General features: G+C 71.8%; 22 protein-coding genes and 1 pseudogene. 7 read left to right on the top strand and 16 right to left on the bottom strand.

Annotated features, from left to right (window positions below):
* The first annotated feature begins 139 nt into the window (after positions 1 to 139).
* Both ACF1A1_RS07640 and ACF1A1_RS07635 read left to right on the top strand, forming a co-directional pair.
* Complete coding sequence (locus ACF1A1_RS07640) at positions 140 to 1378, top strand: glycosyltransferase family 39 protein (RefSeq protein WP_391646505.1); 1239 nt, start codon at positions 140 to 142, stop codon at positions 1376 to 1378.
* A gap of 240 nt (positions 1379 to 1618) precedes the next feature.
* Positions 1619 to 2611, top strand: a complete 993-nt coding sequence (locus ACF1A1_RS07635) for a phosphatase PAP2 family protein (RefSeq protein WP_391646503.1) — start codon at positions 1619 to 1621, stop codon at positions 2609 to 2611.
* Positions 2612 to 2735: 124 nt separating this feature from the next.
* On the opposite strand, the gene ACF1A1_RS07630 is transcribed toward ACF1A1_RS07635, so the two are convergent.
* Positions 2736 to 2951, bottom strand: a complete 216-nt coding sequence (locus ACF1A1_RS07630; RefSeq protein ID WP_391646501.1) for an I78 family peptidase inhibitor — start codon at positions 2949 to 2951, stop codon at positions 2736 to 2738.
* A 418-nt stretch (positions 2952 to 3369) separates the two neighbouring features.
* Between ACF1A1_RS07630 and ctaD the strand changes: the two genes are divergently transcribed.
* Positions 3370 to 5061 (top strand): cytochrome c oxidase subunit I, encoded by a 1692-nt coding sequence (ctaD, locus tag ACF1A1_RS07625; protein WP_391646499.1) that lies wholly within the window; start codon positions 3370 to 3372, stop codon positions 5059 to 5061.
* Positions 5062 to 5161: 100 nt separating this feature from the next.
* Here the strand turns inward: ctaD and ACF1A1_RS07620 are convergent, their stop codons facing one another.
* On the bottom strand, positions 5162 to 5833 hold the full coding sequence (locus ACF1A1_RS07620; RefSeq protein WP_391646498.1) for a transglycosylase family protein: 672 nt from the start codon (positions 5831 to 5833) through the stop codon (positions 5162 to 5164).
* Between the two features lie 517 nt (positions 5834 to 6350).
* On the opposite strand from ACF1A1_RS07620, the gene ACF1A1_RS07615 reads away from it, so the two are divergent.
* A complete protein-coding gene (locus ACF1A1_RS07615; protein WP_391646496.1) occupies positions 6351 to 7133 on the top strand; it encodes a hypothetical protein in 783 nt (260 codons plus the stop codon).
* 166 nt (positions 7134 to 7299) lie between these two features.
* Positions 7300 to 7704 carry a hypothetical protein gene (locus ACF1A1_RS07610; RefSeq protein WP_391646494.1) on the top strand — a complete coding sequence of 135 codons (405 nt, stop codon included), beginning with the start codon at positions 7300 to 7302 and terminating at the stop codon, positions 7702 to 7704.
* Positions 7705 to 7771: 67 nt separating this feature from the next.
* Here ACF1A1_RS07610 and der read toward each other — a convergent pair whose 3' ends face one another.
* The 5 genes from der to aroH form a co-directional block, all read right to left on the bottom strand.
* On the bottom strand, positions 7772 to 9250 hold the full coding sequence (gene der, locus ACF1A1_RS07605) for a ribosome biogenesis GTPase Der (RefSeq protein WP_391646492.1): 1479 nt from the start codon (positions 9248 to 9250) through the stop codon (positions 7772 to 7774).
* Positions 9251 to 9376: 126 nt separating this feature from the next.
* A complete protein-coding gene (locus ACF1A1_RS07600; RefSeq protein WP_391646490.1) occupies positions 9377 to 10084 on the bottom strand; it encodes a lysophospholipid acyltransferase family protein in 708 nt (235 codons plus the stop codon).
* On the bottom strand, positions 10042 to 10728 hold the full coding sequence (gene cmk, locus ACF1A1_RS07595; RefSeq protein ID WP_391646488.1) for a (d)CMP kinase: 687 nt from the start codon (positions 10726 to 10728) through the stop codon (positions 10042 to 10044). The genes ACF1A1_RS07600 and cmk overlap by 43 nt, the downstream gene beginning before the upstream one ends.
* A gap of 218 nt (positions 10729 to 10946) precedes the next feature.
* The gene (locus ACF1A1_RS07590) at positions 10947 to 12032 is read right to left on the bottom strand and encodes a prephenate dehydrogenase (protein ID WP_391646486.1); all 1086 of its coding nucleotides are present in this window, start codon (positions 12030 to 12032) and stop codon (positions 10947 to 10949) included.
* Positions 12029 to 12391, bottom strand: a complete 363-nt coding sequence (gene aroH / locus ACF1A1_RS07585) for a chorismate mutase (RefSeq protein WP_391646484.1) — start codon at positions 12389 to 12391, stop codon at positions 12029 to 12031. Before aroH ends, ACF1A1_RS07590 begins: the two co-directional genes overlap by 4 nt.
* Before the next feature lie 252 nt (positions 12392 to 12643).
* Between aroH and ACF1A1_RS07580 the strand changes: the two are divergent.
* Positions 12644 to 12895: pseudogene (locus ACF1A1_RS07580) on the top strand (DUF6529 family protein); the annotation flags it as partial.
* Positions 12892 to 13308: a Rieske (2Fe-2S) protein gene (locus tag ACF1A1_RS07575; protein WP_391646482.1), complete on the top strand. Its 417-nt coding sequence runs from the start codon at positions 12892 to 12894 to the stop codon at positions 13306 to 13308. The pseudogene ACF1A1_RS07580 and the gene ACF1A1_RS07575, both read left to right, overlap by 4 nt.
* Here the strand turns inward: ACF1A1_RS07575 and ACF1A1_RS07570 are convergent, their stop codons facing one another.
* The 9 genes from ACF1A1_RS07570 to ACF1A1_RS07530 all read right to left on the bottom strand — a co-directional run bounded on the left by ACF1A1_RS07570 (position 13309) and on the right by ACF1A1_RS07530 (position 23475).
* Entirely contained in the window at positions 13309 to 14334 is a 1026-nt protein-coding gene (locus tag ACF1A1_RS07570; protein ID WP_391646480.1) for an ADP-ribosylglycohydrolase family protein, read from the bottom strand.
* Positions 14331 to 15050 carry an NUDIX domain-containing protein gene (locus ACF1A1_RS07565; RefSeq protein ID WP_391646478.1) on the bottom strand — a complete coding sequence of 240 codons (720 nt, stop codon included), beginning with the start codon at positions 15048 to 15050 and terminating at the stop codon, positions 14331 to 14333. The genes ACF1A1_RS07570 and ACF1A1_RS07565 overlap by 4 nt, the downstream gene beginning before the upstream one ends.
* A 63-nt stretch (positions 15051 to 15113) precedes the next feature.
* Positions 15114 to 16193 carry a pseudouridine synthase gene (locus tag ACF1A1_RS07560; RefSeq protein ID WP_391646476.1) on the bottom strand — a complete coding sequence of 360 codons (1080 nt, stop codon included), beginning with the start codon at positions 16191 to 16193 and terminating at the stop codon, positions 15114 to 15116.
* The gene (scpB, locus tag ACF1A1_RS07555) at positions 16193 to 16882 is read right to left on the bottom strand and encodes an SMC-Scp complex subunit ScpB (protein ID WP_391646474.1); all 690 of its coding nucleotides are present in this window, start codon (positions 16880 to 16882) and stop codon (positions 16193 to 16195) included. Before scpB ends, ACF1A1_RS07560 begins: the two co-directional genes overlap by 1 nt.
* On the bottom strand, positions 16879 to 18000 hold the full coding sequence (locus tag ACF1A1_RS07550) for a segregation and condensation protein A (protein WP_391646472.1): 1122 nt from the start codon (positions 17998 to 18000) through the stop codon (positions 16879 to 16881). The genes scpB and ACF1A1_RS07550 overlap by 4 nt, the downstream gene beginning before the upstream one ends.
* Positions 18001 to 18018: 18 nt before the next feature.
* Positions 18019 to 18603 (bottom strand): hypothetical protein, encoded by a 585-nt coding sequence (locus ACF1A1_RS07545; RefSeq protein WP_391646470.1) that lies wholly within the window; start codon positions 18601 to 18603, stop codon positions 18019 to 18021.
* On the bottom strand, positions 18588 to 19724 hold the full coding sequence (locus tag ACF1A1_RS07540; RefSeq protein WP_391646468.1) for a ParA family protein: 1137 nt from the start codon (positions 19722 to 19724) through the stop codon (positions 18588 to 18590). The genes ACF1A1_RS07545 and ACF1A1_RS07540 overlap by 16 nt, the downstream gene beginning before the upstream one ends.
* Before the next feature lie 425 nt (positions 19725 to 20149).
* The gene (gene ald, locus ACF1A1_RS07535) at positions 20150 to 21274 is read right to left on the bottom strand and encodes an alanine dehydrogenase (protein ID WP_391646466.1); all 1125 of its coding nucleotides are present in this window, start codon (positions 21272 to 21274) and stop codon (positions 20150 to 20152) included.
* Between the two features lie 134 nt (positions 21275 to 21408).
* On the bottom strand, positions 21409 to 23475 hold the full coding sequence (locus ACF1A1_RS07530; RefSeq protein ID WP_391646464.1) for a tetratricopeptide repeat protein: 2067 nt from the start codon (positions 23473 to 23475) through the stop codon (positions 21409 to 21411).
* Positions 23476 to 23532: the final 57 nt, after the last annotated feature.

Genomic DNA, 23532 nt, shown 5'->3' with positions numbered 1-23532 from the left:
GCGTACGCGAGTTCGTGGCTCGGTCACGTGGCGGACCTCTCACCGTCCAGGGCGAACGCGTGTGGCGTGCACCACTCTCCCCACCGGCCCGTACGCCCGGCGCGCCCTCCTCCTGCGCGCCCGGTCGATAATCGGGCCCGTGACCGATCTTGAAACGCGCGCGGCACCCCCCGGCGCCGCGGCGCTGCGCCGGGCTGCCCCGGCCCTCGTGGGGTACGCGGCCGTCCGCGCCCTGGGCCTGCTCGCCCTCGCCCTGTGGAGCGCCGCGCGCGACAAGAGCGCGTACACGCTGCTGACGGCGCGCTGGGACGCCCTGTGGTACACGCGGGTCGCCGAGCTGGGGTACGGCTACGAGGTGCGCCTGCCCAACGGCGACGTGCACTCCAATCTCGCCTTCTTCCCGCTGCTGCCGTGGCTGGAGCGCCTGCTGCACACGGTGACCCCGCTGTCGTACGCCGACGCCGGTTTCATGGTCTCCCTGCTCGCCTCGCTCGCCGCGGCCTGGGGGATCTTCGCGGTCGCCGACCATGTGTACGGGCGCCGGGCGGGGGTCTGCGCCGTTCTGCTGTGGGCGGTCCTGCCGGTCGGCGTCGTGCAGTCGATGGCGTACAGCGAGTCTCTGTTCACCGCCCTGGCCGCCTGGTCGCTGTACGCGGTGCTCACCGGCCGGTGGGTGATGGCGGGCGTGCTGGCGTCGCTGTCCGGTCTGACCCGGCCGGTGGGACTCGCCGTGGTGGCGGCGGTGTGGGTGGCGGGGGTGGTGTCGCTCGTGCGAGACCGGCGCGTGGAGTCCACAGGGGGCGCGCAGACGACCGTACGCGCCCCGCGGTCATCGCTCGACGCCCCTCCCCGGCATGAACGCTCCACCAGAGGCGCGCATGTCACACAACGCGCCGTCGGCCTCCTTCTCGCGCCCCTCGGCGCCGCGGGCTACGTCCTCTGGGTCGGCCACCACACCGGCAAGGGCCCCCTCGGCTATCTCGACGTCCAGGCCGGCTGGCGCAACGGCTTCGACGGCGGCCTCGCCTTCGCCCGCTTCATCATGGACAAGTTCACGTCAATTCCGTCGGCCCTCGCCGGTGTGGGACTGATCGTCGGCGTCGCGCTGCTGATCCGGCTGTACCTCGTCTGCGTACGGCAGCGCCAACCGCTTCCGCTGCTGGTGTACGGGGGTGTGGTCCTCGCGCTCGCCCTGTGCGCGTCGAGCTACTTCGGCTCGAAACCGCGCCTGCTGCTGCCCGCCTTCCCGCTCCTGCTCCCCCTCGCCCTGGCCCTCGCGCGGCTGCGGACCTCACGATCCGCGCTGGTGGTGGCGGGTGCCGCGGTGGCGTCGGCCGTGTACGGCGCCTGGTGGCTGAACGGCTCCGGTCCCCCATGATCGACTGCGTACTACCGGTGAGCGACCCGGGAATGAGTCCCCAGCATTCGGCGAACTCATTTCATACGTTGCCTAAAACTGTCCCCCAGAATGATCAAAGGAATTGAAGGGAAACCCTGGTGACGGATTGCGGAATCGGGATGAATAAACGCCGTTCTGAGAGCAATCCCACATCACATCGTCATCACAAAGCCGTGGAATCGGCCGGGAACTGAGCTCACTCGCTGTAACGTCGATTGGGTGCGTACCGAAGGAAACCTCACCCGTCTGGACCGGGTGTTCGCCAGGCTCGACCGGGAGCCGGAACGACCGGCCCACATCGATGTGCCGAAGATGAGCCGGCACCGGGTCGCGCTGTTCGCCTCGACCCTGGCCTTCTACCTGGCGATCGTGTGGCTCGTGGTGATCACCTCGTGGCTGGTCCGCCTCGACTGGCAGGTCATGTTCTTCCGGCCGTACCAGCAGTGGTCCGAAATCCACTGGTTCGTCGACTATTACGTGGTCCTCGGCCAGCGCGGTCCCACCGCCGTGATGGTCGCCGCCTGGCTGGGCTGGAGATCCTGGCGGCAGCACACCCTGCGCCCGCTGCTCGCCCTCGGCGTCTCGCTGCTGCTGCTGAACGTCACCGTCGGCGCCGCGAAGATCGGCATGGGCCGCCTCGGACCGCACTACGCCACCACCATCGGATCGAACGAGATGGGTCTGGGCGGCGATATATTTCCCAGCGGCCACACCGCCAACGCGGTCGTGACCTGGGGAATCCTGGCATATCTGGCCTCCACCCCGAGAGCCCGCCGCTGGCTGTCGGCCCTCTCCGCGGTCACCTCGCTCGGCGTCGGCCTGGCCACCGTCTACCTCGGTACGCACTGGCTCAGCGACGTGGTCCTCGGCTGGGCCGCCGGCCTGCTGATCCTGCTGGCGCTGCCCTGGTTCGAGCCGCTGATCGCCCGCGCGGAGGTCTGGATCCTCGACCTGCGCGACCGCTGGCTCGCCGGCCTCATCGGTACGGCGCCCGCGCCCGCCCCGGTCCCGGTGGCCGTGCCGCTCAAGCCCCGCGCCGCGGTCCCGGACGAGACCGCCGGGCCCCATGCCCCGAGGGCGCCGGTCTACCTCGCCCCCGGCCCGCACACGGCCCGCCCGGAGCGCACCCCGGTCACCCCCGTCGGCGGCCGCCGCCCACCGCACCCCGACCGGGTGCCACGGGCTACGCCCACCTCGACGGCCCGCCCCTGACCGGCGGCCGACCGGTCGCGGGCCTCGGTACGCACCACCCGGCCCCGGCCTCGGCCCCGTAATGAAGGCCCCGGTTCCCGGCCCAGGAACGGTCCGGGACCGGGGCCTTCGCCGTGGGCGGCTCTCAGCCCTTCCAGGCGCGGGCCACGCGGCCGTCACGCACCTCGAAGTTCAGCCGCCCCACGCGGTACTCCATGGTGATGATCGTCCCGGGCGCCAGGGAGCGCACCGTCGACCACCCCCGTTCACTGGCGAGCCGCTCGGCACGCGCGGCCTCGAGGCCGACGTACCCGTCCGGACTGTCCTGGGGCTCCGCTGGCGGAGTGGGAATCGGTGCCATACCGCCACGCTAGGCCGAGGGGGCCGTCCGGGGAACCCCGGACCGGAGATGTAGATCACTCCGGTCACACTTCTGTCACAGGATCACGACACGCGTTTCGGTCGAACTCCATCACACGTACGAGCGGTTTCCTACGCCTTCCGCGCTCTTTCGAACGTAATTCCCGCGTGTCGCCCCGGCACCTCGAATAACCCGGCGGAAAGTTCCCGGAGAACCGTCCCCGGAACCCGTTCCCCTCCCATTCCGTGCGATTCCGCGGGGGCTGACTGCTCATAGGAAATACACGGCTCCCCCACACCTCCTCCGCACGCCCCCTGTCGGTGGGCGCGGCGGCGCGAGCATCATGGCGACAGCTCGCGGGCACCCGTGCGGCGCGGGCGACGGCGGACCCGGGGCGCGACGAGCGAAGGGGCGAGCGATGGGGACGGAGACCGTACCGGCGACGGCACGCGCCGTTCGGACCAGGCGGGGCGGCCGGGTGGTCGTCGACTGGCTGACCACCACCGACCACAAGAAGATCGGGCACCTCTACCTGATCACGTCGTTCGCGTTCTTCCTGGTCGGCGGGGTCATGGCGCTGATCATGCGCGCGGAGCTCGCCCGGCCGGGACTGCAGATCGTGACGAACGAGCAGTTCAACCAGCTGTTCACGCTGCACGGCACGATCATGCTGCTGCTCTTCGCGACCCCGACCTTCGCGGGCTTCGCCAACGAGCTGATGCCGCTCCAGATCGGCGCCCCCGACGTCGCCTTCCCGCGGCTGAACATGCTGTCGTACTGGCTGTTCCTCTTCGGCGGTCTGATCGTGCTCGGTTCGCTGCTGGTGCCGAGCGGCCCGGCGGCCTTCGGCTGGTTCGCCTACGCGCCGCTGAACAGCCTGGAACGCTCCCCCGGCATCGGGGCCGACCTGTGGATCATGGGCCTGGCGCTGGCCGGCTTCGGCACGATCCTCGGTGCGGTCAACTTCGTCACCACCATCATCGGGATGCGCGCGCCGGGCATGACGATGTTCCGGATGCCGATCTTCACGTGGAACACGCTGTTCACGTCGATCCTGATCCTGATGGCGTTCCCGGTCCTCGCCGCGGCGCTGCTGGTCCTGGAGGCGGACCGGCGGTTCGGCTCGCAGGTGTTCCAGGCGGCCAACGGCGGGGCGCTGCTGTGGCAGCACCTGTTCTGGTTCTTCGGGCATCCCGAGGTGTACATCATCGCGCTGCCGTTCTTCGGGATCATCACGGAGATCATCCCGGTCTTCAGCCGCAAGCCGATCTTCGGCTATCTGATGCTGGTCGGCGCGACGATGGCGATCACCGGTCTCTCGGTGGTGGTGTGGGCGCACCATATGTTCGCGACCGGCGCGGTGTTGCTGCCGTTCTTCTCCTTCATGTCGTTCCTGATCGCGGTGCCGACGGGCGTGAAGTTCTTCAACTGGACCGGGACCATGGTGAAGGGCTCGGTGTCCTTCGAGACGCCCATGCTGTGGGCGATGGGCTTCCTGGTGACGTTCCTGTTCGGCGGCCTGACCGGGGTGATCCTGGCGTCGCCGCCGATGGACTTCCATGTCACCGACTCGTACTTCGTGGTGGCCCACTTCCACTACGTCGTCTTCGGCACGGTGGTCTTCGCGATCTTCGCCGGGTTCTTCTTCTGGTGGCCGAAGTTCACCGGCAAGCTGCTCGACGAACGGCTCGGCAAGATCCAGTTCTGGACGCTGTTCGTCGGCTTCCACACCACGTTCCTGGTGCAGCACTGGCTGGGCGCGGAGGGCATGCCGCGCCGCTACCCGGACTATCTGGCCGCGGACGGCTTCACCGCCCTGAACACCGTCTCCACGATCGGCGCGTTCCTGCTCGGCCTGTCGACGCTGCCGTTCCTCTACAACGTCTGGAAGACCGCCAAGTACGGCGAGAAGGTCGAGGTCGACGATCCCTGGGGCTTCGGCCGCTCCCTGGAGTGGGCGACCTCCTGCCCGCCGCCCCGGCACAACTTCCACGCGCTGCCCCGGATCCGCTCGGAGTCCCCGGCGTTCGACCTGCGCTATCCGGAGTACGCGGCCGAGACCCCGCAGCCCGAGCCGGTGAAGCACCAAGCCGGTCGCGAGCCGTCCTGACCTCCCCGGTCGGCTCGGCACGCGCCGGCACCGTGTGCGGGGGCCGCCATGGCGGGCGGCCCGGCCCGGCGGACGCACCGGGCGGGGCCGCGCGGCCGGGTCAGAAGTTCAGGCGCAGGCCCGGTGTGATCAGGTCGGGGTTCCCGCCGATGGCGGCCTTGTTGGCGGCGTAGAGCCGCTGCCAGCTGGTCCCGTGCCGGGCGGCGATGGTGCTGAGCGTGTCGCCCTCGCGGACGGTGTAGTCGCCGCGCGAGCTGCCGCGGGAGCTGTGGCCCGTCGAGCGCTCGGCCGACCGCGCCGACGGCTCCGACGAGCCGTTCGCGGACGAACCCGACGCGCTCGAGCGGGACTTGGTGGAGGACGAGCCGGCCGAGGGAGCGTCCGGTGCACTGCCGGACGCTCCGGCCCGCGCCGAGCAGGTGGGCCACGCACCCCACCCCTGGGCCCGCTGGACCTCGGTGGCGACGGCGATCTGCTGTGCCCTGGTGGCCTGGTCGGCGGTGGGCGCGTAGGCGGTGCCGCCGTACGCGCGCCAGGTCGAGGCGGAGAACTGCAGTCCGCCGTAGTAGCCGTTGCCGGTGTTGATGTGCCAGTTGCCGCCGCTCTCGCACTGGGCGATGCGGTCCCACACTCCGCCGTCCGCCGCAGCGGCGTTGCCGGTCGCGGCCAGCAGTCCGAGGGGGGCGAGGAGCGCCGCCCCGGCGAGGACCGCCGTCGTACGCGCCTTGCCGGCGCGAGCGTTGACGCGGGTGTTGTCGGCACATTCGGACATGTAGATCCCTCTCTACGGACCCGGGCTCCCCCTGACGGGGCGCGACCGTCCGCGCAGGGGCGCGGTCGTCGCGCTCCGCCCCGTCCGTCGGCGGTCGTGCTGCGCGGTGTCTGGCTCTGCGCGGCCGGCGGACGTACCCGAGCGGTGCTCGTTGCACACGGCGCAGGAATGTACGGATGCCGACGAGCCGTCATCAACCAACTCGGCTTCGGCGCAGGTCAGTTGATGGTTACCGCAGGTAGGGGCGGACTGTGAACGCCCGCCTCCTGCGCCGATTTCCGTATTTGTCGTCCAGCGAACCGGGCAATCTGTGACCCACTTCACGCGCTCAACTTCCGTGACCTTCCCGTTACTTGACAATGAGTGCCTGATTCCGCACGCATCGTGACCGTTCGCGTCGGGCATTGCGATTCCCTTCGCCGTGCAGCGTGACCCCTGCCACAGATCGCCCGTTGTCTTCTTCATGAGCCGGGGAGTCACCCGGCCCGCCAACGCACCGCATTCCGAGGGAGTCACCGTGCCGCGCATGCTCGACGTCAGCGACGAGGTACGCGCCGAGATCGGCGACGAAGAAGCCGACCGGCTGCTCGCCGGAGAGAACGCCCCGGGCAGTTACGACTGCACGTCCTGCCGTACCCCGGGCGACTCCGAGCACGAGCGCACCAGCACCGTCCTGTTCATCGGCGACGAGACCGCCGTCCTCGCCTTCGCCCACGCCACCTGCCTGCCCTCGCAGGTCGTCCAGGTCACCGAGGAGCAACTCCAGGGCGCCGTCCGCTCCATCAGTGGCGACACCGTCGACCTGGACCCCGCGAAGGTCGTGCCCGAGCAGGCCGTGCTCGGCGTCACCAGCGGACTCGTGCTGATCGCCGGGGAGTTGCACCCGGCCCTGGTCGTCGAGCCGACCGCGCCCATCGTGCGCCCCGGTACGACCGGCGTCGGCGACGACTTCCTGCCGCTCCTCATCGAGCAGGGCTTCATGCCGCTGACCGAGCTGTCCGAGGTGCCGCCGGTGCAGCACGGCTGGTCGGTGCTGCTGGCCATGGGGCAGCTGCACGCGGTGCTCCAGCCCTCGGTGCACGGGGGGCAGCCGGTCGCCTGGTGGCAGGCGCACCAGCCGCTCCAGGTGACGGAGGGGTGGCGGAACGCCGCCACCAAGCACCAGCAGGTCCTGATGTTCGCGGCGCCGACGGGCTCGATCGGGCGTCAGCCGCGGGAGGACCTGCTGCGGGACGCGCTGGACAAGGCGGCGGCCAACGGCAAGCTCGTCGGCGCGGCATTGCCGCTGGCGGGAACCTGAGGAACCCCGGCGTCCGAACAGCGGGGGGTCGCGGGCGCGGAAGGCGAGCCGATCACAGGCGCTTGGCGCGCCCGCGCGGCGCAGCCGCACCTGGGCACCGGCCCCGCGCCCCTTTCGCGGCGCTTCACAACCGCATCTCTTCACGTCACGCGTCGTTTGGACATACGTGCACACCTACGACGTTCCCCGCCGCCAGGCCTACCAGTCGATCCCGTCCGCGCGACCGGCTCCGGACCCCCAGGGCGGCCCATCGGCCACGCCGATCTACGACGCGCTCTACGCCGAGTACGTCAAGTCGTTCCGTACGCTGCCCGGGGACCGCAGCGGGGAGGACGCGCTGGGGTTCACCGCCTTCGGGAACATCCCGCACAGTACGGGGTCGTTCACCAGCTCGTTCAGCAGCAACTACAGCGCCTACAGCGCGGGCGCGCAGAGTGCGCGCAGCGGGCTCGGGCAGCAGTCGCAGTGGCAGCGGGTCGGGCCGGTCGGGCAGACGACCCGGCAGCACGAGCCCACGGGGATGCACCACATCCCGGCGGCCCTGCCACCGGCCGCGCGAAGAAGCTACTGAGCGGGGCGGTTCGTGACGCGGCTGGAGGGCGGCACCCGGACACGGGTGCCGCCCTCCAGCCGTTGCCTCACTTCTTCTTGCCGCGCTTCTCGCGCACCCGCACGGAGATGTGGATCGGCGTGCCCTCGAAGCCGAACTCCTCGCGCAGCCGGCGCTCGATGAAGCGCCGGTAGCCCGCCTCGATGAAGCCGGAGGCGAACAGCACGAACCGCGGCGGCTTCGTACCCGCCTGTGTGCCGAAGAGGATGCGCGGCTGCTTGCCGCCCCGGATCGGGTGCGGGTGGGCCGAGACCAGCTCGCCGAGGAAGGCGTTCAGGCGGCCCGTGGGGACGCGGGTCTCCCAGCCGGCCAGAGCCGTCTCGATCGCGGGGACCAGCTTCTCCATGTGCCGTCCGGTGCGGGCCGAGACGTTCACCCGGGGCGCCCAGGACACCTGGGCGAGCTCGGTCTCGATCTCCCGCTCCAGGTAGTAGCGGCGCTCCTCGTCGAGGGTGTCCCACTTGTTGTAGGCGATGACGAGCGCGCGGCCGGCATCGACGGCCATGGTGATGATGCGCTGGTCCTGCACCGAGATGCTCTCGGAGGCGTCGATCAGGACGACGGCCACCTCGGCCTTCTCGACGGCGGCCGCGGTGCGCAGCGAGGCGTAGTAGTCGGCGCCCTGCTGGAGGTGGACGCGCTTGCGGATGCCCGCCGTGTCGACGAACTTCCAGGTGACGCCGCCCAGTTCGATCAGCTCGTCGACGGGGTCACGGGTGGTGCCGGCCAGCTCGTCGACGACGACGCGCTCCTCGCCGGCCACCTTGTTCAGCAGCGAGGACTTGCCGACGTTCGGGCGGCCGATGAGCGCGATGCGGCGCGGGCCGCCGACCGCCGTGGCGAAGGTCTGCTCGGGCGCCTCCGGGAGCGCCTCCAGGACGCTGTCCAGCATGTCGCCGGTGCCCCGGCCGTGCAGCGCGGAGACCGGGTGCGGCTCGCCCAGGCCCAGGTTCCACAGGTAGGCCGCGTCGGCCTCGCCGCTGGGGCCGTCGACCTTGTTGGCGGCCAGCACGACGGGCTTGCCGGCCTTGCGCAGCAGTCGTACGACGGCCTCGTCGGTGTCGGTGGCGCCGACCTTGGCGTCGACGACGAAGACGACCGCGTCGGCGGCCTCGATCGCGTACTCGGCCTGCGCGGCCACGGAGGCGTCGATGCCGAGGACGTCCTGCTCCCAGCCGCCGGTGTCGACGACCTTGAAGCGGCGGCCCGCCCACTCGGCCTCGTAGGTGACACGGTCGCGGGTGACGCCGGGCTTGTCCTCGACGACGGCCTCACGGCGTCCGATGATCCGGTTCACCAGGGTCGACTTGCCGACATTGGGCCGGCCGACGACGGCGAGCACGGGCAGCGGGCCGTGACCGGCCGCCTCGATGGCGCCCTCCACGTCGTCGAGGTCGAAGCCCTCTTCCGCGGCGAGCTCCATGAACTCCGCGTACTCGGCGTCGCCGAGCGCCCCGTGATCGTGCTCGAACCCGTCCGAGCCGTCGGGCTGGATGTGGTCGTTCATGAAGTCCGTACCTCGTCGTTCATTCGTGGTGGTCGGTGGAGCACCCGTGGTCTTTCGTCTTCCCCGGGTTGATCCACTACTCAGTGTCGCCCGGCGCCCGGTCGGCCGCCCGGCGTTTTCCGCCCGCTATCCCGCGTCCGCCGACCGGCCGGTGAGCCGTCTGGCGTGCTCCAGGTGTGCGGCCAGTTGCTTCTGGATGCGCTCGGTCGCCTCGTCCAGCGCCTTGCGCGTACGCCGCCCGCTGCCGTCGCCCGCCTCGAACGGGTCGCCGAAGACGACGTCGACGCGGGAGCGCAGCGGGGGCAGCCCCTTCATCAACCGTCCGCGCCGCTCGGAACTTCCCAGGACGGCGACGGGGACGATCGGCGCCCCGCTGCGCACCGCGAAGTAGGCGAGCCCGGCGCGCAGGGAGGCGAAGTCGCCCTCGCCGCGGGTGCCCTCGGGGAAGATCCCGAGGACCCCGCCGTTCTCCAGGACGCCCAGCGCCCGGGTGATCGCCGTGCGGTCGGTGGTGTCGCGGTCCACCTTCAGCTGGCCGATGCCGGTCAGGAAGGGGTCGAGGGGGCCGATGAACGCCTCCTTCTTGATCAGGAAGTGCGTCGGCCGGGGCGCCACGCCCATGACCATCGGCCCGTCGATGTTGTGGGAGTGGTTGACGGCGAAGATCACGGGACCGCTCGCCGGCACCTTCCAGGCGCCCAGCACCCGCGGCTTCCACAGCCCGTACATCAGCCCGACGCCGATGCGCCGGCCGACTTCGGCGCCCTTCTCGGAGGGCACGGACGGAGGAGTCACTTCGCGGCCCGCTTCTCCTCGACGAGGGTGACGACGCACTCGATGACCTGGGCCAGCGTCAGCTCGGTGGTGTCCACCTCGACGGCGTCGTCCGCCTTGGCGAGGGGGGAGGTCTTGCGGGAGGAGTCGGCCGCGTCCCGCTTGATCAGCGCCTCGCGGGTGGTGTGGACGTCCGCGCCCTTCAGCTCGCCGCTGCGACGGGCGGCGCGGGCCTCCGGGGAGGCGGTGAGGAAGATCTTCAGGTCGGCGTCCGGCAGCACGGTCGTCCCGATGTCGCGCCCCTCGACGACGATCCCCTTCTCGGCGGAGGCCGCCAGCGACCGCTGCAGCTCCGTGATCCGGGCCCGCACCTCCGGCACCGCGCTGACCGCGCTGACCTTGGAGGTGACCTCCTGCGTACGGATCGGGCCGGCCACGTCGGTGCCGTCCACCGTGATCGTCGGGTTCGCCGGGTCGGTGCCGGAGACGATCTCCGGCTTGCCCGCGACGGCGGCGATCGCCGTGGGGTCCTCGATGTCGATCCCGTTGCTCACCATCCACCACGTGATCGCCCGGTACTGCGCCCCGGTGTCCAGGTAGCTCAGACCGAGCTGCGCGGCCACGGCCTTGGACGTGCTCGACTTGCCCGTGCCGGAGGGGCCGTCGATGGCGACAATCACGGGCTGGGCGGCGCCGTTTTCCACGGGGGGACACCTTCCTGGTGCGAGGTGGTGGACTTGGGGGCGACACTGTGCCCCGCACAAGGTTACTGGGTGCGGGTCACTCGTCCGGCCGCGTCGAGGACGAGGCCCGGGTCGGGGCCGGCGGCGGGGGCCCGGGGGCGGCGGCGCGGGCCCGGGGGCGGCGGGCCCCGGCAACGCCCACACCGGAGCCGGCACCGGGCAACCTGGCACCGGGCAACCTACTGACGGATCGCCCACCCTCTCTCCCGCAACGCCGAGGACAGCACCCCCGCGCTCTTCGGCTCGACCATCAACTGCACGAGCCCCGCCTGCTGCCCCGTCGCATGCTCGATCCGCACGTCCTCGATGTTGACGCCGGCCATCCCCGCGTCGGCGAAGATCCGGGCCAGCTGCCCCGGCTGGTCGTCGATCAGCACCGCCACGACCTCGTACACCCGGGGAGCGGATCCGTGCTTGCCGGGGACCCGGACCTGCCCGGCGTTGCCGCGGCGCAGGACGTCCTCGATGCCGTCGGTGCCCTCGCGGCGCTTGTTCTCGTCGGAGGACTGCAGGGCCCGCAGCGCCCGGACGGTCTCCTCCAGGTCGGCGGCGACATCGGTGAGCAGGTCGGCGACCGGTCCGGGGTTCGCGGAGAGGATGTCGATCCACATCCGCGGGTCGGAGGCGGCGATCCGGGTCACGTCCCGGACGCCCTGCCCGCACAGCCGTACGGCGGCCTCCTCGGCGTGCTCCAGGCGGGCGGCGACCATGCTGGAGACCAGGTGGGGCATGTGGGAGACCAGCGCCACCGCCCGGTCGTGGGCGTCGGCGTCCATCACCACGGGAACCGCCCGGCAGTGCGAGACCAGCTCCAGGGCGAGGTTCAGCACCTCGGTGTCGGTGTCCCGGGTCGGTGTCAGCACCCAGGGGCGGCCCTCGAAGAGGTCACCGGTCGCGGCCAGCGGGCCGGACTTCTCACGGCCCGACATGGGGTGCGTGCCGAGGTACGCCGAGAGGTCCAGGCCGAGCGCCTCCAGCTCACGGCGCGGACCGCCCTTGACGCTGGCCACGTCGAGGTAGCCGCGGGCCACGCCCCGGCGCATGGCGTCGGCGAGCACGGCGGCCACGTGGGCCGGCGGGGCGGCGACGATGGCGACGTCGACCGGGCCGTCGGGGGCCTCGTCGGTGCCGGCGCCGAGCGCGGCCGCCGTACGGGCCTGCTCGGGGTCGCGGTCCTCCAGGTGGACGACGACGCCCCGCTGGGCCAGGGCCAGCGCGGCGGAGGTGCCGATGAGCCCGGTACCGATGACGAGCGCGGTCCTCACTGGGCGATGTCCTTGCGCAGGGCGGCGGCGGCGCCGAGGTAGACGTGGTTGATGTCGGCGCGGGGCCGGTCGGACTCGATGTGCGCGAGGACGCGCACGACCCGCGGCATGGCGCCCCGGATGTCGAGTTCCTGGGCGCAGATCAGCGGGACGTCGACGATGCCGAGCTTGCGGGCGGCGGCCGCCGGGAAGTCGCTGTGCAGGTCGGGCGTCGCCGTGAACCAGATGCTGATCAGGTCGTCGGCGCTGAGGGAGTTCCGCTCCATGATGGCGGTGAGCAGGGCCCCGACCTGCTCGTCCATGTGTCCGGCCTCGTCCCTGTCCAGCTGGACGGCCCCCCGGACCGCTCGTACCGCCACGGCACCGCTCCTTGCTCCCGTACGTATCGGCTCTTCGCTCATCAAGCGTAGTCAGCCCGGGCCGCACCGGTGCGCGGCGCCCGTCCGCTGAGACGGCGCCCGCGGGGCGAATGTCTCCGGGCGGCCCTTCGCGCCGGATGCGGCGAGCCGGTGCCCGGCGGCCTGTCCCCGCCGACGCTCGGCGCGACGACGACTCGACGGGGCTCGCCGCGGGCCCGCGCGTCGGCTGGGCGGTCACGCACCTCCGCGGTCCTGTCGGTCCCGGGCGCCGTGCACTGCCCGTACGCGCTCGGCCATCGGACGTACGAGACGTGCCTTTTGTGGCAGTCTTTCCTGGGTTGCTTCATCTTCGGTGTCTCCAGTGCCAAGATGCTGTTGCTCCGTTCGGAGCGACTTCCCTCCTGGCTGCTGCCGGTCATCGGCGGGCTCGTCCTCACCGCGTTCGCGATCGTCCGGCCGACCACCGCCCCCTGGCTCTTCCGCACCCTCGGAGTGACGACATGACCCACCCCGCCTCACGCCGGACCCTTCTCCTCGCAACGGGCGCGGCGGCGCTCGCCGTCGGCTGCGGCGAGACCGACGGCAACGGCGACTCCTCGCCCGAGCCGGCGTCCCCGGCTGCCCCCGCCGGCCGGGAACTGGCGCGCACGGCCGACATCCCCGTCGGCGGCGGCAAGATCTTCAAGGACGAGAAGGTCGTCGTCACCCAGCCGACGAAGGGCGACTTCAAGGCCTTCTCCGCGGTCTGCACCCACCAGGGCTGCACGGTCGGCAGCGTCGCCGACGGCACCATCAACTGCCCCTGCCACCGGAGCAGTTTCCGTATCGCCGACGGCTCGGTGACGGGCGGCCCGGCGACCACGCCGCTGCCCGCCGAGCGGATCACGGTGGAGGGCGACTCCATCAGGCTGGCGTGATCAGAAGTCCCAGAGCGCCCCGAGCGTCACCAGCTCCCCGCTGTACTCGATCCGGTCCGCCCACTCCGTCGGCCACGCCTCGGATCCGGCGTAGGCGCCCGCGAAGGCGCCCGCCAGGCAGGCGATGGAGTCGGAGTCGCCGGACGAGCAGGCGGCCCGGCGCAGCGCGGTGACCGGCTCGTCGGGGAAGAGCAGGAAACACAGCAGCCCGGTCGCCAGGGCCTCCTCGGCGATCCACCCCTCCCCGGTGGCCAGGCACGGGTCGGTCTCGGGCGAGGGGGCGCGCAGGGCGTCCTCCAGGCGCCGCAGGACGCCCAGGCAGTCGTCCCAGCCGCGCGCGATGAAGTGCTCGGGGGTCGGGTCCTGGCTGCGGGTCCACAGGTCGCCCAGCCAGCGCTCGTGGTAGCGGCTGCGGTTCTCGACGGCGTACGCGCGCAGCAGCCCGACCAGGCCGGCCAGCTCGGCGCCCTGGGCGAGCAGCCGTACGGCGTGGGCGGTGAGGTCGGAGGCGGCGAGGGCGGTGGGGTGGCCGTGGGTGAGGGCGGCCTGGAGCTGGGCGGCGCCGGCACGCTGCTCGCCGCTGAGGCCGGGTGCGAGGCCGAGGGGGGCGACGCGCATGTTGGCGCCGCATCCCTTGGAGCCGATCTGGCTGGCGTCCTGCCAGAGGCGCCTCTCGTCCTTCAGCAGGTTGCAGGCGGTCAGGCAGGTCCGGCCGGGGGCGCGATTGTTCTCGGGCGACTGGTACCAGTCCACGAACTCCTCGCGCAGCGGCCGCTCCAGCCTGGCCGGCACGAGCAGCCCGCGGTCCATGGCGGTGCGCAGGGCGCGGCCCACCGCCAGCGTCATCTGGGTGTCGTCGGAGACGAAGGCGGGCCGCGGCAGCGACATCTCCCGCCAGGGCCCGCACTTGGCGAGTATCGACGGCACGTCGTTGAACTCGGTCGGGAACCCGAGCGCGTCCCCCAGCGCGAGGCCCACCAGGGCCCCGGTGGCGGCTCGTTTCCTGACGGTGGTGGTGGCGGTCATGCGGAACGTCCTTCCCGGGGCGGTCGCAGCAGCGGTGGGTGAAGGGTGGTGGCGGTGCCCGCGCGGTAGAGGGAAGCCGGTTTGCCGCGGCCGCCGGTCAGCCGCGCGGCGCCGGGGACGGGCTCGACGAAGCCCGGCGTGGCGAGCACCTTGCGGCGGAAGTTGGGCCGGTCGAGGCCCGTGCCCCACACCGTCTCGTAGACCTGCTGGAGCTCGCCGAGGGTGAACTCGGGCGGGCAGAAGGCCGTGGCGAGGCAGGTGTACTCGAGCTTGGCGCCGACCCGTTCGTGGGCGTCGGCCAGGATCCGGTCGTGGTCGAAGGCGAGCGGCCCCGCGTGGTCGTACGGCAGCCAGCGCGCCTGGGCCGCGTCGCCGCCGCCGTGCGGTTCGGGCGCGTCGGGCAGCAGCGCGGCGAAGGCGACGGAGACGACCCGCATCCGGGGATCGCGGCCGGGCTCGCTGTAGGTGCGCAGCTGTTCCAGGTGCAGTCCGGAGACGTCCTCCAGGCCGGTCTCCTCGGCGAGTTCGCGCCGGGCGGCGGTCTCCGCGGACTCGTCGGGCAGGACGAAGCCGCCGGGCAGCGCCCACCGGCCGGCGTACGGCTCCTGCCCGCGCTCGACGAGCAGGACGTGCAGCGTGCCCTCGCGGAGGGTGAGGACGGCGAGGTCGACGGTGACGGCGAAGGGTTCGTAGGCGTACTTGTCGTAGCCCCGCATGACGCGCACCCCCTTTTAATAGTCACCAAGACTATAAAAGGGGGTGCGGAGAGGTCACAACCCTTAGAGGTCGACTTCCTTCATCAGCATGCCGACCTCGGTGTTCGACAGCCGGCGCAGCCAGCCCGACTTCTGGTCGCCCAGGGTGATAGGACCGAAGGCGACCCGGACCAGCTTGTCGACCGGGAAGCCCGCCTCGGCCAGCATGCGGCGCACGATGTGCTTGCGGCCCTCGTGCAGGGTCACCTCGACGAGGTAGTTCTTGCCGGTCTGTTCGACGACCCGGAAGTGGTCCGCGCGCGCGTACCCGTCCTCCAGCTGGATGCCGTCCTTCAGCCGCTTGCCCAGGTCACGCGGGATCGGGCCGACGATGTGCGCGAGGTAGACCTTCTTCACGCCGTACTTGGGGTGGGTCAGGCGGTGCGCCAGCTCGCCGTGGTTGGTGAGCAGGATGACGCCCTCGGTCTCGGTGTCGAGCCGCCCGACGTGGAAGAGGCGGGCCTCGCGGTTGGTGACGTAGTCACCGAGGCACTGCCGCCCCTCGGGGTCCTCCATCGTCGACACGACACCGGCGGGCTTGTTCAGTGAGAAGAACTGGTACGACTGCGTCGCGACCGTCAGGCCGTCGACCTTGACCTCGTCCTTCTCCGGGTCGACCCGCTTGCCCTGCTCCAGGACGATCTCACCGTTGACCTCGACCCGGGCCTGCTCGATCAGCTCCTCGCAGGCGCGCCGGGAGCCGTAGCCCGCGCGCGCGAGAACCTTCTGCAGCCGCTCGCCCTCCTGCTCGGCGCCCGGGAAGGTCTTGGGGAGCTTGATGTCCTTCTTGCCGGCGTACCGCTCGCGGTTGCGCTCCTCGGTCCGCGTCTCGTACTCGCGCGAGCGCGCGGGGGCCGTACGCCCGCCCTGCTGGGGCTTCTTCGGGCCGCCCTTGGGGCCACCGCGGGCCGCGCCGCCGCGCCCCGCCTTCGGGCCGTCCGGGGAGGCGCCGGGGCCCACGTCGTAGCGGCGCTCCTCGGGGCGGGGCTTGCGGGGACGGCCCTGACCCTGGCCCTGCTTCTGGTCCCTGTTGTTGCCGGCACCGCGGTAGTTACCGCGCCCGCCGCTCTTGCCGCTACCGCTACCGCTACCGCTGCTTCGCATCAAAGTTCCGTCGTTGTCCTAATAGGCGTGTTCGTCCTGGGACCGTCGTCCGTGGCCGGGGCCTCCGTGTCCGGGGCGTCCGGATCGAACGACGGTACGCCTTCCTGGGTCTCGGCCTCGATCGCCTCCGCCTCCGGGAGGAAGGGCGCGAGCTCCGGGAGCTCGTCCAGACCGCGCAGGCCCATCCGCTCCAGGAAGTAGTTCGTCGTCCTGTACAGGATCGCACCTGTTTCGGGTTCCGTGCCCGCCTCCTCGACCAGACCGCGCTGGAGCAGGGTGCGCATGACGCCGTCGCAGTTCACTCCGCGCACCGCGGAGACCCGGCTGCGGCTGACCGGCTGGCGGTAGGCGACGACCGCGAGGGTCTCCAGCGCCGCCTGGGTGAGCCGGGCCTGCTGCCCGTCCAGGACGAAGCGCTCGACGGCCGCGGCGTACTCGGCCCGGGTGTAGAACCGCCAGCCGCCCGCCACGAACCGCAGCTCGAAGCCGCGCCCCTGCACGGTGTACTCGTCGGCCAGCTCCCGCAGGGCGTCCGCGACCCGCCGGCGCGGCCGGTCCACGATCTTCGCGAGGTGTTCCTCGGTCGCGGGCTCGTCCACCACCATCAGGACGGCCTCCAGGGCGGGCTTGAGGTCGAGGTCGGCGACGGTGCGCGGCCCGGCCGGGACCTCGGTGCTCTCCTCGCTCACGGCTTCCTCTCCTCCTTGGGCTCCTCGGGCGGCCGGTCGAACTCGTCGGTCACCCTCGGCGTCTCGTCCCCGTCCCCGCCCGTCCAGCGCACGAGCAGCTCGCCGAGCGCGGTCTCCTGGTCGAGGGCGACGGCCTTCTCCCGGTACAGCTCCAGCAGCGCCAGGAAACGGGCGACGACGGTGAGGGTGTCGTCGGTGTCCTCGACGAGCGTGCGGAAGCTGGCCTCCCCGAGCTCGCGCAGCCGCGCGACGACGATGCCGGCCTGCTCGCGCACGCTGACCAGCGGTGCGTGGATGTGGTCGATGTACACCTGCGGCTTGGGCTTCGGCAGCATCGCCTTGACCGCGAGCCTGGCGAACCCTTCCGCGCCGATGCTGATGACCACCTCGGGCAGCAGTTCGGCGTGGTGCGGTTCGAGGCCGACGGTACGGGGGTAGCGGCGGGCCTCCTCGTCCAGCTTGCCCTGGAAGATGTCGGCGACCTGTTTGTACGCGCGGTACTGCAACAGCCGCGCGAAGAGCAGGTCCCGGGCCTCCAGCAGCGCCAGGTCCGCCTCGTCCTCGACCTCCGCGGCGGGCAGCAGCCGGGCCGCCTTCAGATCGAGCAGGGTCGCGGCCACGACCAGGAACTCGGTCGTCTGGTCCAGGTCCCAGTCCGGTCCCATGGCCCGGATGTGCGCCATGAACTCGTCGGTCACCTTCGACAGCGCGACCTCGGTGACGTCCAGCTTGTGCTTGGAGATCAATTGGAGGAGCAGGTCGAAGGGGCCCTCGAAGTTGGCGAGCCGGACCTTGAAGACACCGTCGGAGGGCGCCGGGTGCTCACCGGACGGAGGCGCCCCGGGGACGTCCGGTCCGGGCTCCGGCTCCGGCGCGACGGGCTCACGTTCCGGCGCGGCTACGACGGACTCGGGCTCGGGTACGACGGGCTCGGGCTCGGGCTCCGGTACGACGACCTCGGGCTCGGGCTCTGGCTCCGGACGTGCGTCGGGAACCGGCGGCTCCACGGGAGGGGAGACGGCGGGTTCGACGGACGCGGCCCCCGGCCCCCGTCCCAGCGCACGCCGACGACCGGCGGGCGCGCCGGAGCCGGGGGCGGGAACGTCGTTCGAGGTCATGGCCCCCGCAGGCTACCGCTACCGCCCGCGCAGCCGTCGAACGAGGATGCTGGCGTCCCCGCGGGTCTCCAGGTCGGCGAGGACGACGGCGACCGCCTCGCGGACGATACGGCCCCGGTCGACGGCGAGCCCGTGCTCGCCGCGGAGCACCAGACGCGCGTGCTCGAGGTCCATCAGCTCCTCGGCGGACACGTACACCGTGATCTTCTCGTCGTGCCGCTCCCGGCCGCTGGGCCGGCGCGCCGACGCCCGCCCGCGCTTGCGCGGCTGGGCGGCGGCAGCGGGCACGGCAGAACCTTCCTGCGCGCCCTGGCGCCGTGCGGCGCGCTCCGCGGCGGCGGCCCGGATGCGGGACTCCCCGGCCTCGGCCTGCTCGGCGTCGGCCGCCACGTGCTCGGCGCCCTCGCCGTCACCGCCCTGCGCGGGCACGGCCTGGGGCGCGTCGTCGGCGGCGGCGGCCGCCACTCCGTCGCTCTCCCCGGCGGGCGCGGGGACCCGCGCCTCGCCGTTGGCCTGGCGCCGGGGTGCGGACGGCTGCAGCGCCGTTCCCCCTGTGGTTCGGAAGAGTTCGTCGGCCCCCGGCAGACTCACTCGGCGTGACACCGGGCGAGCACCTCCCTGGCGAGCTGGCGGTAGGCGGCGGCTCCGACGGAGTTGGAGGCGTACGTGGTGATCGGCTCACCGGCGACCGTGGTCTCCGGGAAGCGGACCGTGCGCCCGATGACCGTGTGGTAGACGTGGTCGTCGAACGCCTCGACGACGCGCGCGAGCACCTCACGGCTGTGCACGGTGCGCGAGTCGTACATGGTCGCGAGGATCCCGTCGAGCTCCAGCTCCGGGTTGAGCCGCTCCTGGACCTTCTCGATGGTCTCGGTCAGCAGCGCCACACCGCGCAGGGCGAAGAACTCGCACTCCAGCGGGACGATCACCTTGTGCGCGGCCGTCAGCGCGTTGACCGTGAGCAGACCCAGTGAGGGCTGGCAGTCGATGACGATGTAGTCGTAGTCGTCCATCAGCGGCTTGAGCGCCCGCTGGAGGGTCGACTCGCGCGCGACCTCGCTCACCAGCTGGACCTCGGCGGCGGACAGGTCGATGTTGCTGGGCAGCAGGTCCATGTTGGGGACCGCCGTCTTCAGGAGCACGTCGTCCGCCGACATGCCCCGCTCCATGAGCAGGTTGTAGACGGTGAGGTCGAGCTCCATCGGATTGACGCCGAGACCGACCGACAGCGCGCCCTGCGGGTCGAAGTCCACGAGCAGTACCCGGCGTCCGTACTCCGCGAGCGCGGCACCCAGGTTGATGGTCGACGTGGTCTTGCCGACGCCGCCCTTCTGGTTGCACATCGCGATGATCGTCGCGGGGCCGTGCTGCGTCAGCGGCCCCGGGATCGGGAAGTACGGCAGCGGGCGACCGGTCGGGCCGATGCGCTCCCGGCGCTGGCGGGCAGCGTCGGGCGCGAGCGTGGCCGCGTACTCCGGGTCGGGCTCGTACTCGGCGTCGGGGTCGTAGAAGTGCCCGTCGGGCAGTTCGTCGTAGTCGGCGAAATGGTTGTGGGGCGCGCCACTTCCGTCGCCGGCCATGGCGTTCACGTGATGGCCATCCATGCTCTGGTGTGCTGGCTGAGCCATGTGGGGGCTTCTCTGGCTCTGATGGGCTGCGAAGGTTCGGACAGCGACGGAGCCGACAGCCTCGAGCCCCGTGGGGCCCGGGCCCCGCGTAGGCATTCCTGGTTGACCACCCCCGGGAGAAAATGTCGACTCATTCACAAGTCGTCTTACCTCCTTGGTGACCAGGAAACTTCTAGACAAGGTCAGCGTGGCACCATGCCGACGGTTGGCGACTCTATGGCGTGTCGGGCATCCGCAGCAACACAATCCGCCGGACCCGGCCCGATGTGTCGGCAATGAAACATCCGGCTGTCAAGGGCGTACGGCCGTCGCACGGCAGGTTTCACCGGTGTGCGAATCGGTCGAAGGGTTACGTTCGAGGCGAGTTGACCGAGAGTCGCAAAGTGACCATACACACATCCGGCCGGACCTTGTCGGGCAAGGTCCGGCCGGGTGTGCGCGGTTGACGACCTGTGTTGACGAATCGCCTTTTACCCGAAGGCGGCTTGGCGACTCACCAGGTCGGGGGCGCTTCGAGGGGCTCAGCCGAGCAGCGAGTCGAGCTCCACGTGCTCCAGGCCGTGCGCCTCGGCGACCTCCCGGTAAACGACCTTGCCGTCATGGGTGTTGAGACCCTTGGCCAGCGCGGGGTCGCGGCGCAGCGCCTCCGCCCAGCCCTTGTCGGCCAGTTCGACGATGTAGGGCAGCGTCGCGTTGGTGAGCGCGTAGGTGGAGGTGTTCGGGACCGCGCCGGGCATGTTGGCGACGCAGTAGAAGACCGACTCGTGGACCTTGAAGGTCGGCTCGGCGTGGGTGGTCGGGCGGGAGTCCTCGAAGCAGCCGCCCTGGTCGATCGCGATGTCGACAAGAACACTTCCCGGCTTCATCCGGGACACCAGCTCGTTGGTGACCAGCTTCGGAGCCTTGGCGCCCGGGATGAGGACGGCACCGATGACGAGGTCGGCCTCGAGGCAGGCCTTCTCCAGCTCGAAGGCGTTGGAGACGACCGTCTGGATCTTCGTACCGAAGATCCTGTCGGCCTCCTTGAGCTTGTTGATGTCGCGGTCGAGCAGGGTCACGTGGAAGCCCATGCCGATGGCGATCTGGGCGGCGTTCCAGCCGGAGACGCCGCCGCCGATGACGACGGCCCGGCCGGCCAGCACGCCCGGGACACCGCCGGGCAGCACACCGCGGCCGCCGTTGGCGCGCATCAGGTGGTAGGCGCCGACCTGCGGGGCGAGCCGGCCCGCGACCTCGGACATCGGGGCGAGCAGCGGCAGCGCGCGGCTCGCCAGCTCGACGGTCTCGTAGGCGATCGCCGTGGTGCCGGACTCCAGGAGGGCGTCCGTGCACTCCTTCGAAGCGGCCAGGTGCAGGTAGGTGAAGAGCGTCTGGTCCTTGCGGAGACGGTGGTACTCCTCGGCGATGGGCTCCTTGACCTTCAGCAGCAGGTCGGCGGTGGCCCACACCTCGTCGGCGGTCTCCAGGATCTGCGCGCCGGCGGCCACGTACTCGTCGTCCATGATCGACGACCCGGCACCGGCGTTGCGCTCGATGACGACCTGGTGGCCGTGGCGCACCAGCTCGTGCACGCCGGCGGGGGTGATGGCCACCCGGAACTCGTTGTTCTTGACCTCGCGGGGGATGCCGACCTTCACGTCGATCACGGTCCTTGGCTCAGAGGGTGTGGGGCATAGCAAGAGATACCCGGAGGCAACGGGCACACCGGGATACACCGCAGGAGAACGTGCGGCAGAGCCAGTCTAATGAAGGCGTTCCCGCTGTCTAGCCTTTCAATGCATCAACCTTCAGTGGATGTACTACGGATTTCGCAGGCGTTAGCGTCATGTTCCGGCTGTTCTGGCTCTGGATCACGGTCCGGGAGCTCTTCCACCAGGATGCGCTCGGCCGCGCTCCGGTGCAGGCGGGCGGCCGCCGGGTCGCCGAGGTGCTCCAGGGTGTCGGCCAGCCGCAGCTGCAAGGCGGCCTGGAGCCGCGTGTCCTGCGCGCGTCGCGCCCACTCCACCGCCTCCCGGCAGGTGCGCAGCGACTCCGCGGGCCGGCCCGCGTACTCCTGGACGCGCGCCAGCTCGCTCAACGCCCGCGCGTACGCGGCGACATCGCCGTTCTTGCGGTGCCCGGCCGCCGCGGCCCGCCAGCCCCGCTGCGCCTCGCCGTAGCGGCCCGCGTAGGTGTGCGCGGTGGCGATACGGCCGTACAGCCGGGCGGCATCCGCGCGCTCGTCGCGGGCAAGCCGCTGGGCCAGGGCCCGGCCGAACCAGTCGGCGGCCCGCTCGTAGTCCCCCAGCTCCAGGTGCGCCCCGCCTACGGATTCCATCGCGCGGCCGGTCGCATACGGGTCGTTCGCCTGGCGTCCGGCGTCCAGCGCGGCCCGGTACCGCACCAGCGCCTCCGCCGTCCGACCGGTCCGGGCGTCCACGTCGGCCAGGTTCAGCAGGGCGGCGGCCTTCTCGCGGGGCAGGTTCCGCCGCTCGGCGACGTCCAGGACGAGCTGGTGGACGCCGTACAGGTCGGGCGCGGCCCCCTGGGTGCCGAAGTGCGCGACCATCGCCCTGACCAGCTGGGACATCAGCCGCCTGGCCAGGGTGTCCAGCTCCCCGTCGGCGACCGCGAGGCGGGCCGAGGCGAGCAGGGCGGGCCGGCGGACGCGCAGCCAGTCGGCGGCCGCGCGCGGGGTGGGGAAGCGCAGGGCCCGGGGCATGCCCTGGAGCTTCTCGCGGGCCTGCGGGTTGTCCGTCTCGGTGATCGCCCGGCAGGACTGCAGCAGCCGTACCGTCCGCTCCAGCATGCGGGCCCGGGCGAGCTGGAGCTCGCCCGGCCGCTCGTGGGTCTCGGCGGCGGCGCGCAGCAGGGGGTACAGGCAGCCGGGGACCTCGTACTGGGGCAGCGGGGAGTCCACGGCCCGCAGCAGGCCGAGGGCGACGAAGTCGTCCAGGGTGGTGTGTGCGGCGCCGATCGAGCAGCCGGCGAGCGCGGAGGCGGTGTGCGGGTCCACGAGGCCGGCCGGGGCGAGAAAGAGCAGTCGCAGTATCCGGGCGGCGGCCGCGGGCAGGGAGGCGTGCGTCAGCCGGAAGACGCGGCTGAGCGGCGTTCCCTCGTCGCCCTCCGCGTGGAGCTGCTTGGCGAGGTCGGCGACGGCCGCCTTGGGGCGGGTGGCCAGCCAGCCGCCCGCGAGGATCAACGCGGCGGGATGGCCCTGGCACGCCTCGACGAGCCCCTCGGCGGAACGCGGGTCGACGGTGATGCGCACCGAGCCGGTGTGGCGGCTGAGCAGGTCGAGGGCGGACTTGGTGTCCAGGCCGCCCAGCGTGCAGGGGCGCACGTCCGAGATGCCGGTGAGCGGGCCCGCGGAGACGGCGACGACCAGGCATTCCGGGGTGTCCGGGAGCAGGGCGTCGACCTGCTCGGCGCCCGCCGCGTCGTCGAGCAGGAGGAGCGCGCGTCGCTCGGCGAGGGCCTCGCGCAGGGTGGCCGACAGATCGTCCTCGGAGGCGCCCGGCGGAATGGGCAGACCGAGGGCGCCGAGCAGCTCGCGGGCGGCGCGCTCGACGGGCACCGGGGTGCCGTCCGGCTCGCCGAGGCGGGCGCGCAGCACGCCGTCGTGGTAACGGTCGGCGATCCGCCGGACGAACTCCTCGGCGAGCGCCGTACGCCCGGAACCGGGCCGGCCGGCGATGAGCAGCACGCGCGCGCGGGGCGCCTTCTTCCCGGACAGCGTGTCCAGCCCCGCGCGCTCGATGTCGGCGCGCAGCTCCTTCAACTCCCGGGCGCGACCCAGGAAATGGCCCTCCGTCGCAGCGTGTCCGGACAGCTGCACGCCGCCTGTGTCCACTGCCTGATCCGTCACGGGCCACACTCCCGTCCCACCGCACGCGCAAGCCCGCCGGGACTCCGGATCGGGCGA

The sequence above is a fragment of the Streptomyces sp. NPDC014995 genome, from assembly GCF_043080745.1.
Lineage (GTDB): Bacteria > Actinomycetota > Actinomycetes > Streptomycetales > Streptomycetaceae > Streptomyces.
Note: the sequence above shows the minus strand (reverse complement) of the source record. Positions and strands in the feature narration are given on the sequence as shown.